The organism is Comamonas sp. E6, assembly GCF_001010305.1.
Lineage (GTDB): Bacteria > Pseudomonadota > Gammaproteobacteria > Burkholderiales > Burkholderiaceae_C > Comamonas > Comamonas thiooxydans.
This window is the reverse complement of sequence record NZ_BBXH01000017.1, coordinates 85,241-100,787: the sequence shown is the minus strand read 5'-3', so window position 1 is coordinate 100,787 and position 15,547 is coordinate 85,241. Positions and strand designations below refer to the sequence as shown.

14 protein-coding genes are annotated in these 15,547 nt (G+C 62.1%); 11 read left to right on the top strand and 3 right to left on the bottom strand.

What is annotated here, in order from left to right:
* Positions 1–16: 16 nt before the first annotated feature.
* From CSE6_RS16035 to CSE6_RS16000, 8 genes are all read left to right on the top strand, one after another.
* Positions 17–949 carry a LysR family transcriptional regulator gene (locus tag CSE6_RS16035; protein ID WP_003067150.1) on the top strand — a complete coding sequence of 311 codons (933 nt, stop codon included), beginning with the start codon at positions 17–19 and terminating at the stop codon, positions 947–949.
* 76 nt (positions 950–1,025) lie between these two features.
* Positions 1,026–2,585, top strand: a complete 1,560-nt coding sequence (locus tag CSE6_RS16030) for an ABC transporter ATP-binding protein (protein WP_034409603.1) — start codon at positions 1,026–1,028, stop codon at positions 2,583–2,585.
* The gene (locus tag CSE6_RS16025) at positions 2,578–3,672 is read left to right on the top strand and encodes an ABC transporter permease (RefSeq protein ID WP_034409601.1); all 1,095 of its coding nucleotides are present in this window, start codon (positions 2,578–2,580) and stop codon (positions 3,670–3,672) included. Before CSE6_RS16030 ends, CSE6_RS16025 begins: the two co-directional genes overlap by 8 nt.
* Before the next feature lie 3 nt (positions 3,673–3,675).
* Positions 3,676–4,596: an ABC transporter permease gene (locus CSE6_RS16020; protein ID WP_003052482.1), complete on the top strand. Its 921-nt coding sequence runs from the start codon at positions 3,676–3,678 to the stop codon at positions 4,594–4,596.
* Between the two features lie 52 nt (positions 4,597–4,648).
* The gene (locus CSE6_RS16015) at positions 4,649–5,794 is read left to right on the top strand and encodes a BMP family ABC transporter substrate-binding protein (RefSeq protein ID WP_059440964.1); all 1,146 of its coding nucleotides are present in this window, start codon (positions 4,649–4,651) and stop codon (positions 5,792–5,794) included.
* Between the two features lie 194 nt (positions 5,795–5,988).
* Positions 5,989–7,146 (top strand): BMP family ABC transporter substrate-binding protein, encoded by a 1,158-nt coding sequence (locus CSE6_RS16010; protein ID WP_059440963.1) that lies wholly within the window; start codon positions 5,989–5,991, stop codon positions 7,144–7,146.
* A gap of 181 nt (positions 7,147–7,327) precedes the next feature.
* Positions 7,328–8,302: an aromatic ring-hydroxylating dioxygenase subunit alpha gene (locus CSE6_RS16005; RefSeq protein WP_059440962.1), complete on the top strand. Its 975-nt coding sequence runs from the start codon at positions 7,328–7,330 to the stop codon at positions 8,300–8,302.
* A gap of 168 nt (positions 8,303–8,470) precedes the next feature.
* Positions 8,471–9,514, top strand: coding sequence for an adenosine deaminase (locus CSE6_RS16000; RefSeq protein WP_059440961.1), 1,044 nt, complete (start codon positions 8,471–8,473; stop codon positions 9,512–9,514).
* 105 nt (positions 9,515–9,619) lie between these two features.
* On the opposite strand, the gene CSE6_RS15995 is transcribed toward CSE6_RS16000, so the two are convergent.
* The 3 genes from CSE6_RS15995 to glaH all read right to left on the bottom strand — a co-directional run bounded on the left by CSE6_RS15995 (position 9,620) and on the right by glaH (position 12,378).
* A complete protein-coding gene (locus tag CSE6_RS15995; RefSeq protein ID WP_034353633.1) occupies positions 9,620–10,060 on the bottom strand; it encodes an HIT family protein in 441 nt (146 codons plus the stop codon).
* 52 nt (positions 10,061–10,112) lie between these two features.
* Positions 10,113–11,354, bottom strand: coding sequence for an alpha-hydroxy acid oxidase (locus CSE6_RS15990; RefSeq protein ID WP_059440960.1), 1,242 nt, complete (start codon positions 11,352–11,354; stop codon positions 10,113–10,115).
* 100 nt (positions 11,355–11,454) lie between these two features.
* The gene (glaH, locus tag CSE6_RS15985) at positions 11,455–12,378 is read right to left on the bottom strand and encodes a glutarate dioxygenase GlaH (RefSeq protein WP_059440959.1); all 924 of its coding nucleotides are present in this window, start codon (positions 12,376–12,378) and stop codon (positions 11,455–11,457) included.
* 104 nt (positions 12,379–12,482) lie between these two features.
* Here glaH and CSE6_RS15980 point away from each other — a divergent pair, with 104 nt between their 5' ends.
* The 3 genes from CSE6_RS15980 (at position 12,483) to dcd (ending at position 15,544) form a co-directional block, all read left to right on the top strand.
* Entirely contained in the window at positions 12,483–13,379 is an 897-nt protein-coding gene (locus CSE6_RS15980) for a LysR family transcriptional regulator (RefSeq protein WP_059440958.1), read from the top strand.
* A gap of 242 nt (positions 13,380–13,621) precedes the next feature.
* Positions 13,622–14,914, top strand: a complete 1,293-nt coding sequence (gene guaD, locus CSE6_RS15975; RefSeq protein WP_034380513.1) for a guanine deaminase — start codon at positions 13,622–13,624, stop codon at positions 14,912–14,914.
* Between the two features lie 63 nt (positions 14,915–14,977).
* On the top strand, positions 14,978–15,544 hold the full coding sequence (gene dcd, locus CSE6_RS15970) for a dCTP deaminase (RefSeq protein ID WP_003052512.1): 567 nt from the start codon (positions 14,978–14,980) through the stop codon (positions 15,542–15,544).
* Positions 15,545–15,547 lie beyond the last annotated feature (3 nt).

The following is a 15,547-nucleotide window of genomic DNA, read 5'->3' as shown; positions in this document are numbered from 1 at the left end:
CGGATGGCCGTGACCTATGCGTGACCAGACCTTGTTCGACAAGATAGATTTGCACCTGATCAGGGTGCTGCACACGGTGCTGACGGAGCGTAGCGTCTCCAGGGCAGCGCTGCGACTGGGCATGCACCAGCCGGCGGTGTCTGCAGCACTGCGGCGTCTGCGCGAGCTCGCTGGCGACCCTTTGCTGGTGCGCTCCGGGGCACAGATGCAGCCTACCGATGTGGGGCTGCGCATGGTGCAACCCTCGGCAGACATTCTGCGTGCGGCCGAGGGGCTGTTCAGCGATGCGCGGCAGTTTGACCCGCGCACCTCGACTCGTACCTTCCGCATTGCGGCCAGCGACTATCTGGATCCCCAGTTCCTGCCGCGGCTGATGTCGGCCATGAAGGCACAGGCCCCGCATTGCCCGGTGGACTTTCTGCCGCTGAGCGCCGAGGCGCATTACGAGGGGCAACTGGCCGATGGCGAGATCGACGTCGTCATCGGAAACTGGCCGCAGCCACCGGAAGGCCTGCACATGGCCAAGCTGTTCGAGGACGAGGTGGTCTGTCTGGTCAGTCCCAAGCATCCGGCAGTGCGCAGGGGCTGGGATGTACAGCAATGGCTGCAGGCCGAGCACATTGCGCCAACCCCGGCCTATCCCGGTGCCCTGGGCGTGATAGACGAACAATTGGCAGGCATGGGCTTGAGCCGCCAGGTGGTGGCACGCTGCGCGCATTTCAGCCTGATTCCCGACATGGTGGCATCAAGCTTGCTTGTCATGACCTCGGGCAGATTGTTCTGTGAGCGTTTCAGCGAACGTCTGTCCCTGGCCATACTGCCTTGCCCCGTGGAATTCCCTCCGTTGGTCTATTACCAGCTCTGGCATGCGCGTTCGCATGCCGGAGCCGCCACACGCTGGCTGCGAGAGGTGGTTCGCAACGTTGCACTAACGCTGCGAAATCAATAGCTTGTATCGTATTCCTGTTCAGCGCATAGAGCCTGTTTGAGTCAATTTGTTATTTGAATTGAGAGACAATCCAGCGATGAATCCCCCCCCGACACATTCCCCATCTGCGAGTGCGCCTGCGCGTTTGCAGCTGGAGGGTATTACCAAGCGGTACCCGGCTGTGGTTGCAAACAGCAAGGTATCGCTGAAAGTTAAGCCCGGCGAGATCCACGCCATCCTGGGCGAAAACGGCGCTGGCAAGTCCACGCTGATGAAGATCATCTACGGTGCGGTCAAGCCTGACGAGGGAGCCATCCTGGTCGACGGCAAGCCGGTGCAGATCCGCAATCCGCAGGAAGCCCGGGCACTGGGCATTGCCATGGTGTTCCAGCATTTCAGCCTGTTCGACACGCTGACCGTGGCCGAGAACGTCTGGCTGGGCCTGGACAAGAGCATTGCACTGGCCAAGGTGATCGAGAACATTCAGGCTACGGCCCGCGATTACGGTCTGGAGGTGGACCCGCATCGCCCCGTGCACACGCTTTCCGTCGGCGAGATGCAGCGTGTGGAAATCATCCGCGCCCTGCTGACCAATCCCCGCGTGCTGATTCTGGACGAACCCACCTCGGTGCTCACGCCCCAGGCGGTGGAGATGCTGTTTGTGGTGCTGCGCCGCCTGGCTGCGGAAGGCTGCTCCATCCTCTATATCAGCCACAAGCTGCATGAAATCCGCTCGCTGTGCACGGCCTGTACGGTGCTGCGCGGCGGTGTGGTGACGGGGGAGTGCAACCCGGCCAACGAGACCAATGCTTCGCTGTCGCGCATGATGATCGGCTCGGAGCCGCCGGAGCTGGAGCACCGCACGGCCAATACCGGCGATACGGTGCTGCGTGTGCAGGGGCTGACGCTCAGGAGCCAGGACCCCTTCGGTGTCGATCTGCAGAGCATTGCGCTGCAGGTGCGTGCGGGCGAAGTCGTCGGTATTGCAGGCGTCTCCGGCAACGGTCAGAAAGAGCTGATGTATGCGCTGTCCGGCGAGGACACACGCGCCGAGGCCGAGGCCGTGCAGTTGCTGGGCAAGGGCGTGGGACGCATGGGGCCGAGTCGGCGCCGTGGCATGGGCCTGCACTTTGTGCCTGAAGAGCGCCTGGGGCGCGGTGCCGTGCCCAGCATGGGCCTGGCCCACAACCTGTTGCTGACGCGCAAGACCGCAGTGGGCAAGGGCGGCTGGATTCGCATGGCGGCGCTGCAGGCGCAGGCGCGGGACATCATCGGCCGCTTCAACGTCAAGGCCGGCGGTCCGAACTCGGCCGCGCAGTCGCTGTCGGGCGGCAATCTGCAGAAGTTCATCGTGGGTCGTGAAATCGATGCCAGGCCGCGTCTGCTCATCATCTCTCAGCCCACCTGGGGGGTGGATGTGGGGGCTGCGGCGCAGATTCGGGGCGAGATTCTCAAGCTGCGCGATCAGGGTTGTGCCGTGCTGGTGGTCAGTGAGGAGTTGGACGAGTTGTTTGAGATTTGTGACCGCCTGCATGTGGTGGCCAAGGGCCGCCTGAGCCCCTCGGTGGATAGAACAGCTGCCACGGTGCAGCAGATTGGTGAATGGATGAGCGGCCTGTGGGATGCGGCAGTCGTGCAGGGAGGTGCCCATGCTTAAGCTGGAACAACGCCCCCAGGCATCGAAGTTCTGGACCTATGGCTCGCCGATTCTGGCGTTGCTGATCACCGTGCTGGTAGGGGTCTGCCTGTTCGCCCTGCTGGGCAAGGATCCGGTCAAGGGCTTGCAGGCCTTTTTCTGGGAACCCATCAAGTCGGGCTATGCCCTGGGCGAGCTGGCTGTCAAGGCCACGCCTTTGCTGCTGATTGCGCTGGGGCTGGCCGTATGCTTTCGCTCCAATGTCTGGAATATCGGTGCCGAAGGCCAGTTCGTCATCGGGGCGGTGGCTGCAGGCGGCATTGCCTTGCTGGCTGACAAGACCACAGGGCCCTGGATCGTGCCGGCCATCCTGATCGCCGGCATGCTCGGCGGCATGCTCTGGGCGGGCATCGTGGCCTTGCTGCGCGACCGCTTCAACGCCAACGAGATTCTGGTCAGCCTGATGCTGGTCTATGTGGGCACGCTGGTGCTGGGCTATCTGGTCTATGGTCCCTGGAAGGACCCCATGGGATACAACTTCCCGCAGACCAAGAGCTTTGAGCGCGTCACGCAGATTCCTCGGCTGGTGCAGGGCATGCGCATGAATATCGGCGTCATCATCTCGCTGGTGGGTGCCGGTCTGCTGTGGGCGTTTCTGTTTCGCACGCGTGCAGGTTTTGCCTTGCAAGTCGGCGGCCTGGCGCCGTCGGCGGCACGCTATGCCGGCTTTTCCTCGCGCAAGGCGCTGTGGACGGCGTTGCTGATCTCCGGCGCCACAGCCGGTCTGGCGGGAGCGCTGGAAGTCGCTGGCCCTCTGGGTCAGCTCACGCCCTATGTGCCCGCCGGCTACGGCTTTGCGGCCATCATCGTGGCCTTTGTGGGGCGCCTGCATCCTGTGGGCATGATTTTCTCGGCCATTCTCATGAGCATGTTTTATATCGGTGGCGAGCTGGCGCAGTCGCGTCTGGGCCTGCCCAAGGCGCTGACCGGCGTCTTCCAGGGACTGCTGCTGTTCGCGCTGCTGGCCTGCGACACGCTGGTGGCCTATCGCATCCGCTGGGTGGCAAAAAAAGCCGGCAGCGCCATTTCTGCAGTTAAGGGAGCCTGATCCATGGAATCCTATGCACTGCTGCTGGGCTCCACCCTCAGCGCCGGCACCGTTCTGGCGCTGGCGGCCCTGGGCCTGCTGATCAATGAAAAATCGGGCATCGTCAATCTCGGTGCCGAAGGCATGATGCTTTGCGCCGCCATTGCCGGTTTTGCTGCTACCGTGCACACCGGCAATACCTGGATGGGCTTTGGCGCGGGCATGCTGGCAGGGGCCTTGCTGGCCGCCATCTTCGGGGGACTGGTGATCTGGTTCAACACCAATCAGTACGCAACCGGTCTTGCACTTTCGCTGTTCGGCGCGGGCTTCTCGGCTTTCGTGGGCCTGGGCTATGTGCAGGCCAAGCTGCCCGAGCTGCCCAAGTACTCCATCCCGGGCCTGGCAGATCTGCCGGTCGTGGGCCCGGCCTTGTTCACGCTGCACCCGCTGGTCTACGGCGCCATCGTGCTGGCTGCCCTGATGGTCTGGTTTCTGTACCGCACGCGTGCGGGCCTGGTGTTGCGTTCGGTCGGCGAGTCGCCCTCGTCAGCCCATGCCCTGGGCTACCCTGTGCGCCGCATCCGTCTGATGGCCGTGATGTTTGGCGGTGCCATGTGCGGTCTGGCGGGGGCGTTCATCTCGGTGGTCTACACGCCGCTGTGGGTGGAGAACATGGTGTCGGGTCGAGGCTGGATTGCTCTGGCGCTGACGACTTTTGCGACCTGGCGGCCGGCTCGCGTCCTGCTGGGCGCCTATCTGTTTGGCGGCGTGACCATGTTGCAGTTCCATCTGCAGGCCACAGGGGTTCAGGTGCCTAGCCAGATTCTGTCCATGCTGCCGTATCTGGCCACCATCGTGGTGCTGGTGCTGATCTCCCGGAATCCGACCTGGATTCGAGCCAATATGCCGGCTTCCCTGGGAAAACCCTTCTACCCTGGAGCGTGATGCCCAAATGTGGTGCAATCCGTTTTTCAAAAATAATGAGAGGACAACTTCAATGACAACTCTGGGCAAACGCGCTCTGATCAAGATGATCGGCCTGTCGGCTGTTTCCATGGCTGTGCTGACCGCTTGCGGCAAGAAGGAAGAAGCACCTGCAGCTCCTGCCGCCGCACCTGCGGCGGCTCCTGCTGCTGACAAGCTCAAGATCGGCTTCATGTATGTGAGCCCCATCGGCGACGGCGGCTGGACCTTCCAGCACGAGCTGGGCCGCAAGGCCATCCAGGAGAAGTTCGGCGACAAGATCGAGACTTCCATGGTCGAGAGCGTGCCAGAGTCTGCAGACGCCGAGCGCGTGATGCGCGACATGATCGGTCAGGGCAACAAGCTGGTCTTCGCCACCAGCTTCGGCTATCAGGACTTTGTGCAAAAGGTCGCCGCTGACGTCAAGGATGTGAAGTTCGAGCACGCCACCGGCTACAAGACGGCCGACAACGCAGCCGTGTACGACACCAAGACCTTTGAAGGCGCTTATCTGGCCGGCATCGTGGCGGGTGCCATGACCAAGACCAAGACTGTGGGCGTGGTGGCTTCGGTGCCAATCCCCGAAGTGGTGCGTAACATCAACAGCTTTGTGCTGGGCGCTCAGAGCATCGACCCCTCCATCAAGGCCAAGGTGGTCTGGGTGAACGAGTGGTTCGCTCCTCCCAAGGAATCCGAAGCCGCCAACAGCCTGATCAACGGCGGCGTGGATGTGATGTACCAGAACACCAATTCTCCAGCCGTGCTGAAGACGGCCGAGGAGCGCGGTGCCCGTGCCTTCGGCAAGGACGGCGACATGAGCGGCTTCGCGCCCAAGGCTCATCTGGGCTCGGCCGTGATCGACTGGACTCCTTACTACAGCAAGGTGGTGGAAGACACGCTGGCAGGCAAGTGGCAGACCGGCAACTTCTGGTGGGGTGTGAAGGAAGGCGCCATCGACCTGAAGAAGATCGCTGACGACGTGCCCCAGGAAATCAAGGACAAGGTTGAGAAGGCTCGCGCCGGCCTGAAGGACGGCTCCTTCGCCGTCTGGACCGGTCCCATCAAGGACAACACCGGCAAGGAACTGCTGGAAGCCGGCAAGGTTGCCGATGACGCCTGGCTGCGCAGCATCAACTTCTATGTGAACGGTATCGAGGGCAATGTGCCCGGTGCCAAATAAGCACTGTTTGCGGGGCGCCTGAGCTGCGTCCGATCAAAGGCCCCTAGGGGCCTTTCTTTTTGCGCTGTCGTTTTCAGGATACCTATCTGCAATTTGGCGCAGTTTATGCATATATTGCCCAAGGTGTAACCGGTATCCATGGGCTTGCGCTCCTGTCGGTTTCAAACCTCACTCTTTGTTCCAAGGAAACTTTAATGACTGATTTGCACAAGCGTTCATTGATCAAGGTCGCCGCACTGACGGCTATTGCCTCGGCCGCTCTAGTGGGCTGCGGCAAGAAGGAAGAAGCAGCTGCGCCGGCAGCAGCCCCCGCTGCCGCTCCTGCGGCCGCTGCTCCCGAACCTCTGAAGATTGCTTTTGCTTATGTCGGCCCGGTGGGCGACGGTGGTTGGTCCTTTGCCCATGACCAGGCCCGCAAAGCCCTGGAAAAAGAGTTCGGTGACAAGATCAAGACCAGCTATGTGGAGAGCGTGCCCGAAGGTGCCGATGCCGAGCGCGTGCTGCGCGACATGGCCTCGCAGGGCAACAAGCTGGTGTTCGGTACCACCTTCGGCTATATGGACGTGATCCAGAAGCTGGCCCCCGAATTCGCCGATGTGAAGTGGGAACACGCCACCGGCTACAAGACCGCCGCCAATGTCAGCACCTATGACAGCCGCACTTACGAAGGTGCCTATCTGGCCGGCATCATTGCCGGTGGCATGACCAAGTCCAACACCCTGGGCGTGGTGGGCTCGGTGCCTATTCCCGAAGTGATCCGCAATATCAACAGCTTCACCCTGGGCGCCCAGTCCGTGAATCCCAAGATCAAGACCAAGGTGGTCTGGGTCAACGAATGGTTCAGCCCTCCCAAGGAGACCGAAGCTGCGACCAGCCTGATCAACGGCGGCGCCGACATCCTGTTCCAGAACACCGATTCGCCGGCGGTGCTGAAGACGGCCGAGGAAAAGGGCAAGCGTGCCTTCGGCTGGGATTCGGACATGACTGCCTATGGTCCCAAGGCTCACCTGGGCTCGTCCATCATCAACTGGGCGCCTTACTACATCGACTCCACCCGCAGCGCGCTGGAAGGAAAGTGGAGCAGCCGCCAGACCTGGTGGGGCGTCAAGGAAGGCGTGATCGACATCGTTTCACTGGCTGACGACATTCCAGCCGACCTCAAGGCAAAGGTTGAGGACGTGAAAAAGGGACTGAAGGAAGGTACATTCACCATCTGGAAGGGCCCTATCACCGGCCAGGACGGCAAGGAACTGATCGCTGTCGACAAGGTTGCCGATGACGGTTTCCTCAAAGGCATCAATTTCTACGTCAAGGGCGTGGAAGGCAAAGTGCCCGGCGGCGACGCCAAGTAAGCACTGCTGATCAGGCATCGCGCCGCCTCGTCGCACCGATTGCGGCCTGTGGCGCATGTCTTCAAGGCAGACCCCGGGTTTGCCGGGTAGTGTTGGCTGTTAGCAGTCGTCCAGACACGACTTGCAGCGACAGGGCCGCCGCAGAGCGGCCCTTTGTATTTCGATAATGACGAGTATCCCCATGACTGAACGTACCCTCTGGCATCCTGTTGCCCAATCCTCCGAGGTGGTGAGCGCGCCGTTTTCCGTGCTGCTGCTGGAACAGCCGCTGGTGCTGTGGCGCAATACCGAGGGATTGGTGCAGTCCTTTGTGGATCGCTGCCCGCATCGCGGTGCACGCCTGTCCATGGGGCGCGTGGAGAACGGACATCTGGAGTGCCCCTATCACGGCTGGCAATTCTCCTCCGGTGGCCAATGCGTGAAAGTGCCCGCCGTGCCCGATTTCACTCCCCCCGCATCGCAGCGCGTACGGGCCTTCGAGGTGCAGGAAGCCTACGGACTGATCTGGGTGCGCCTGGAGTCTTCCGGCAGCCAGCTGCCCGTGTTCGCTGCCGAGACGGATGAACATCTGCGCAAGGTGAACTGCGGGCCTTACGATGTGGCGGCCAGTGCACCGCGCATCATCGAGAACTTCCTCGACATGTCCCACTTCGGCTTTGTGCACGAAGGCTGGCTGGGCAGCCGTGACGCCACGGTCATTGCCACTTACAAGGTGGAGAGCACCTCCACCGGCGTGCTGGCGACAGGCTGCAAGGCCGTGCAGCCCCAGTCCAATCTGCACTCCACCCAGGCGGCCGAGGTGGAGTACACCTACGAGGTGACCGCGGCCTACACTGCCGTGCTGACCAAGATTCCCGAAGAGGGCACTTCCAAACAGGGCTGGCGTGAGCAGATCGGCCTGTTCATCTGCCCTGTCACTCCCGAAACCAGCCGCGTCTGGTTCCGTCTGGCGGTCGCGGACTTCGAATCGACCGATGAGCAGTTGCAGACCTTCCAGCACACCATCTTTGTGCAGGACCAGCCTGTGCTGGAGTCGCAACTGCCCAAGGCCCTGCCGCTGGATCCGCGCGCAGAAATGCACTCGGCGGCCGACCGCATGTCGTCGGCTTATCGCCGTTTCCTGAAGGCCCAGGAGATCGCCTTCGGAACCTGCTGAGACAGGCCTGCCCGGCCTGGCGTCCATGCGGCTCGCCGGGAGGCCGCGCCAAGGGCTTGTGGCCGCCTGGCCGAAGTCACAGACTCGTCGGGGCTGGCCATATGGCTTGAGCTGCGCCGGTTTGATAGGCTAGACATTGAATGGCGCGTAGCGCCAAGGAGAATAAAGATGAACACCGTGCCTGCCGTAGATGTTTCCCGTCTGCCGGAGCTGCTGCGAGCCATGCCCAAGGCCGAGCTGCATATGCATATCGAGGGTTCGCTGGAGCCCGAACTGATTTTTGCGCTGGCGCAGCGCAACAAGGTGGCTCTGGCCTATGACAGCGTGGAAGCTCTGCGCGCGGCCTATGCCTTTACCGATCTGCAGAGCTTTCTGGACATCTATTACGCGGGTGCCAGCGTGCTGCTGCACGAGCAGGACTTCTACGACATGGCGCGCGCCTATCTGGACCGCGCCGTGGCCGACAATGTGGTGCACACGGAAATCTTCTTTGACCCGCAGACCCACACCGAGCGCGGCGTGGCCATGGAGACCATCATCAACGGTCTTTACCGCGCCTGCCGCGATGCGCAGATCGAGCAGGGCATTTCCTCCTCGCTGATCCTGAGCTTTCTGCGCCATCTGAGCGAAGAAAGCGCCCTGCAGACGCTGGAGGCCGCGCTGCCGCTGCGTGACCGCTTCATCGGCGTGGGGCTGGACAGCAGCGAGCTGGGCAATCCGCCCGAAAAGTTCGCCCGCGTTTTTGCGCGCTGCAAGCAACTGGGCCTGCACCTGGTGGCCCATGCCGGGGAGGAGGGGCCGCCTGCCTATATCTGGGGTGCTCTTGATGTGCTGAATGTGGAGCGCATCGACCATGGCGTGCAATCAGAGCAGGATGCGCTGCTGATGCAGAGGCTGGTCAAGGAGCAGATTCCGCTGACGGTCTGCCCTTTGTCCAATCTCAAGCTCTGCGTGATCAAGGACCTGGCCGATCACAATTTGCCGCGCCTGCTGGCGGCCGGGCTCAAGGTCATGATCAACTCGGACGACCCTGCCTATTTCGGCGGCTATGTCAACGAAAACTACACCCAGCTATTTGCTGCCACGGGCATGGGCGCGCCCGAGGCCTACCAGCTGGCGCGCAACAGCCTGGAAGCGAGCTTTGCCAGCGAGGCGCAGAAGGCCGAGTGGATTGCAAAGCTGGATGCAATATTCGCGCAATTTTCGGCTTAAAAATAGGAGCTTCTAGCGCTTGCTATATGTGGATTTCAGATGGTTTTCTATCTGAAATCTATGAATATCAAGCGCTGACAGCTCTTTTTTTATCAGTGGCTTGCTTCAGGAAAGCTGGGCCTTGATGCGCTCAGCCAACTCTCCCAGTGCCGCAAAGCCAGGCTCCTCGCGCTTCCAGACCACGGACAGGCCATCGCCCTCGAAACGCGGCAGCACATGCAGATGAAAGTGGAACACCGTCTGCCCCGCAGGCGCGCCATTGGCCTGGAAGATATTGATGCCGTCTGGATCGAAAGCCTTGTTCACCGCAGCCGCCACGCGCTGGGCCGTCTGCATCACCGCGCCGGCTTCCTCGGGCGTCAGCTCCAGCAGATTGACGGCATGGCGCTTGCTGGCTACCAGCACATGGCCGCGCGTGGCCTGGCCGATGTCCATGAAGGCGATGGTCAGATCATCCTCATAGACCTTGGCCGATGGAATCTCCCCTTTGACGAGCTTGCAGAAAATGCACTCGCCAGGGGGCGAGTGGTCTACAAACATGGGCATGACGCTCTCCTTTTTTATGGTTCAAGCGTTCTATCTTAGAGGCTGAGCGGTTTCAGCCCCGCGTCGCGCGTAGGCAGCCTGGGGTGATCTCGGCCATGGATGTCGCGCCCAGCATGGCCATATTGCGGTCCACTTCGTCGCGCAGCAAGGTGATGGCGTGGTCCACGCCCTGTGCACCGCCAACTGCGGCTGCGTACATGAAGGGGCGGCCCAGAAACACCATGCGCGCGCCCAGGGCCACGGCCTTGAGCACATCGCTGCCGCGGCGAATGCCGCTGTCCATCATCACGGCCGTGCGGTGGCCCACGCGGTCCACCACATAGGGCAGCATCTGCAGCGGCGCGACCACGCCGTCGAGCTGACGGCCGCCGTGGTTGGAGACCACGATGCCTTGCGCACCGATATCGGTGGCCATCACGGCATCGTCTTCGTTGAGGATGCCCTTGATGATGAGGTTGCCTTTCCAGCGCTGGCGAATGCGTTCGATGTTCTTCCAGTTCAGGTGGTCACGGCCCGAGGTGTCGCGGATGGCGGTACCCGACAGCAAAGGCGCGCCGCGCGTGGCAAACGAATTCTCGAAGTGCGGCATGCCGTGGTTGATCAGCGTGCGCAGCATGGTGCCCACCATCCAGCGCGGGCGGGTGATGCCGTCATAGGCCAGGCGAAGCGAAGGGCGCAGCGGCATGGAGAAGCCCGTGCGCACATTGTTTTCGCGGTTGGCCCAGACGGGGATGTCCACGGTGATGACCAGGGTGCCGAAGCCTGCGGCTTCGATGCGGTCGATCAGGCCGTCGATGCGCGTGGTGTCGCCGGGCAGATAGGCCTGGAACCAGGTAGACGGTGCGGCCTTGGCTACATCTTCCATGGGGATCAGCGAGGTGCCGCTCATGATGGCGGGAATGCGGTTGGCAGCCGCCGTCTGTGCCAGCACCAGATCGCCTCGGTAGGCATTGATGGCGCTGATGCCCACGGGGGCTACGCCGAATGGCGAGTCCCAGGTCTGGCCGAACAGCTCGACCTTCTGGTTGCGCTGCGACACATCCACCATGACCCTGGAGCTGAAGCCGTATTGCTGGAAGCTGTCACGGTTGGCCTGCAGCGAGACGCAGTCTTCAGCCGCGCCGGAGACATAGCCAAACAGAGGGCGGGGCAGGTGCTTGCGTGCGGCGGCCTCGAAGTCATGCAGCGACAGAATGTTCTGCAGATGACGGGGAAGCCCTGCGCGTTGGCCGTAGGCGGCTTGCGCTTTGGGGGCGGAGGCTGCGTTTGCAGCAGGGGCTTGTGACGATGCCATGGTAGGGCGCCTCGGGAGCGAAATTCAGGGGTTTAACTGGCTGCGCCCCCGCACACTTGCGGTGCACGGGGGCGTGACAGAAACATCAGGTGTTCAAGGTTTACTGAGCGAATGTACCGCGCTGACGCATCAGCTCGCGGTGCAGTTGCTCGTTACGCTCGAACGGTGCGCGGCCATGCACATAGAAGTAGTTGTTCAAAACCACCAGGTCGCCAGCGGGCAGGCTGACGGTGCGGGTGCCGGGCGAATTTTCCATCGATTCGGACAGGTTCTGCAGATATTCGGCTTCGGCGTCGTTGGCGGGCTGCACGAACTGGTCGATGAAGGAGATCGACAGGCCGAACTCGCCGTGGAAGAACACGGGGCGTTCCACGCGCTCGTTCACGTTCTTGGAGCCCGGGGCCTTGTACAGCAGGGGCTTGGCGCCCAGCGGGTCCTGCACGAAGCAGTCCAGCTCGCTCCAGTCGTCCAGGTGCAGAAAGCGCGACTCGCCGCCCACGGCGTTCTGCTCGTCGAACTTCATCATCAGCAGCCAGTCGGTGGCTTCGGTCACGAAGGTACCGTCGGTGTGCATGGTGAACAGACGATAGGCCTGGCGCAGATAGGAGTCGCTGGCGTCGGTGTGCTTGACCAGGAAACGTGCGTAGTACTTGTTGGACATGGAGTCGTGGTTGGCCGGGCCCAGGATATGGCCGATGGCGGTGCCGAACTTCACGTAGTCGTCGCTATCCTGGCTAACGCCTTCCAGACCCAGAACAAAGCCGCCATGCTTGCGGTCCTTGATGATGTTCACCAGGGTCTCGCCAAAGTCGGCACCCATGTGGGCCTTCAGGCGGCGTGCCAGATGAAAGCGCATGAAAGGCACGTACTCGAGGTTCTGCACGTCGATATCGCGCACATTGGCCAGGAAGGCGTTCAGGGCTTCGGTGTTCAGGGTCAGCTTCAGCAGGCGGGGATGCTCGGGGTGAGCGGCGATCTCGTAGGCGGCAGGCTGAATCAGTTGCTGGGGGGTAGTAGCGTTCATGGTGGGCGGGTACTTCAATCAGGAATGGTGTGATTGAACACTTCTTGTTTGATACGATCTACGGGGTTAAATGCATTTTTTGATAAGAATTTCAGATTAAATCCATGCTCAGCTACCGCCAACTCGAGCACTTCGTCACCGTGGCCCAGGAGCTGCATTTCTCGCGTGCCGCCGACAAGCTGGGCGTGGCCCAGTCCGCCGTCAGCGTGCAGGTGCAGCAACTGGAGCAGCAGCTGGGCGTGCGCCTGCTGCAGCGCAACAAGCGCAAGCCCATCACGCTGACCGATGCGGGCGAGCTGCTTTATGACGAAGCCGTGGCCGTGCTGCGCCATATGGAGCGGGCCCAGCAGATCGGGCAGCTGGCGGCCCAGGGCATGAGCGGCCATGTCAAGCTGGGCTATATATCCTCGTCCGTGACCTCGGGCGTGCTGGCGCGCATGCTCACGCAGTTCCGCCCCGGCCATGAGCAGGTGCACATGCAGGTGCTGGCCATGGAGACGCCGCGCCAGCTGCAGGCGCTGCAGCAGGGCGAGATCGATGCCGGTCTGCTGCGGCCGCGCCGACGCTACCCCGAGGGCGTCAAGGCGGTCATCGTGCACAGCGAGCCCTTCATGGTGGCACTGGCCGAGAGCCACCCGCTGGCACGCCATGAGTCCATCAGCGTGGCCGATCTGCGCGGCCAGACCTTTATTGCGCCGCAGTTCATCAACGAAAGCGAAGGCTTTGCCGAGGTGTTGGCGCGGCTGGCCGAGACGGCCGGGTTTTCGGCTCGCGAGGCCTATCGCGTCAACGACTTCGTCACGGCGACTAGCCTGGCTGCTGCCGGGTATGGCATTGTGGTGCTGCCCGAGTCGAACCGCCTGCTCAATCAGCCGGGCGTGGCCTTCAGGGCGCTGCGCGACTTCAAGGAAAACGTGCACATGGCACTGGCCTACCGCGAGCGCGAGAACTCGCCCGCGGTGCGCGCCTTTCTGGCCGTGGCCAGAAGCTGCGCCGCCTAGTTACGCGGCTGCGGGCAGGGCGGTGTTGCAGCGCAGGGTTTCGGGTGTTTAACTACCTAAAGTGATAGCTGCTATCGCTTGCTGATATTGGTTTATGGATACAAATTGCATTGAAATCAATGCATGAAAAGCGCAACAAGCTTTGTTATTGATAGCGCAAGCCCTGGCCTGCGCGCAGCCGTATAGCCTCTATAAGCGCTGCCGTGTTCCGCAGGCAAGATCGGGCGCGTAAGCTCTGGTCCATGAAAATCTATCGTAGTGCCCTGCTGCGCTTCGCCGATGACGGCCAAGCGGTTTATGACTCCGACGCCTTGCTGGCGATTGCTCCCGATGCCGCAGGTGTGCAGCGCGTGGTGGCTGCGGGCAGCTGGCAGGCGCTGGCCGACCAGTACCTTGAGCGCGAAGGCGTGCAAGTCATTAACCTGCCCGGCAAGCTGCTGGCACCGGGCTTTGTCGACCTGCATATCCACTACCCGCAGACCGATGTGATCGGCGCGCCGGCCCCGGGCCTGCTGCCCTGGCTGGAGAACTACACCTTCCCGCACGAGTCGCGCTTCCACGACCGCGAATATGCCGATGGCGTGGCCGATTTCTTCATGAACGAGCTGCTGCGCAACGGCGTGACCACGGCGCTGGCCTTTGCGACTTCGCATCCGGCATCGGTGGACGCCATCATGACGGCTGCGCAAAAGCGCAGCATGCGCATGATTGCCGGCAAGGTACTGCAGGACCGCAACAGCCCCGACGGCGTGCGCGACGACACCGAGCAGGGCCTGATCGACACCGAAACCCTGATCCAGCGCTGGCATGGCGTGGACCGCCTGGGCTATGCGATCACGCCGCGCTTCGCGCCCACCAGCACGCCCGAGCAGCTGCGCGGTGCGGGCGAACTGGCAGCCAGGTACGGCGATGTCTGGATCCAGTCCCATGTGGCCGAGAACCTTGACGAAATTGCCTGGGTCAAGGAGCTGTTCCCTGCCGCGCGCAGCTATCTGGCGGTCTACGACGACTTCGGCCTGATGCGCGAGCGCGCCGTCTATGCGCACAGCATCTGGCTCGATGAAACCGACCGCCAGCTCATGCATGACACGCGCTCGGCAGCGGCCATCAGCCCGACCAGCAACCAGTTTCTGGCCAGCGGCTATTTCGACTACCTCAAGGCCGACCAGGCAGGCATGCTTTACGGCCTGGCCAGCGATGTGGGCGGCGGCATGAGCTTCTCGCCGTTTCGCACCATGCAGGCCGCCTATGTGGTGGGGCGCGAGAGCCATGCCAAGCAGGGCCAGAGCCTGTCGCCGCAAAACCTGTGGTGGCAGCACACGGCAGGCGCTGCGCGTGCGCTGGGCCTGCAGGGCGTGATCGGCAATCTGCAGCCCGGCTGCGAGGCCGACCTGGTCGTCATCAACCCCGGCTGCACGCCGCTGCTGGCGCGCAAGACGGCCCAGGCGCGCAATCTGGACGAGCTGCTGTTTGCCATGATCATCCTCGGAGATGACCGCCTGATTGAGCAAACCATTGTTTCTCAAGCAAAATAGCGGTCTTGCGCTTGATTTGTGAGCGCACAACGCTATGAAAAATCAAGCGATACAGGACTTCTAATGAGCATCAAGAGCGACAAATGGATCCGTCAGATGGCGGAGCAGCACGGCATGATCGAGCCTTTCGAGCCTGGCCAGGTGCGCCAGGTCGACGGCAAGAAGATCATCAGCTACGGCACCTCGAGCTATGGCTACGACATCCGCTGCGCCCGCGAATTCAAGGTCTTCACGAATATCCATAGCACGGTGGTGGACCCCAAGAATTTTGACGAGAAGAGCTTTGTCGACTTCGAGGGTGACTATTGCATCATCCCGCCCAACAGCTTTGCACTGGCCCGCACGGTGGAGTATTTCCGCATCCCGCGCGACGTGCTGACCGTCTGCCTGGGCAAGAGCACTTATGCGCGCTGCGGCATCATCGTCAACGTGACGCCCTTCGAGCCCGAGTGGGAGGGCTATGTGACGCTGGAGTTCTCCAACACCACGCCGCTGCCGGCCAAGATCTATGCGGGCGAAGGCTGCGCCCAGGTGCTGTTCTTCCAGGGCGACGAGCAATGCGAAGTCAGCTACAAGGACCGCAACGGCAAGTACCAGGGCCAGCATGGAGTGACCCTGCCCAAGGCCTGAGGC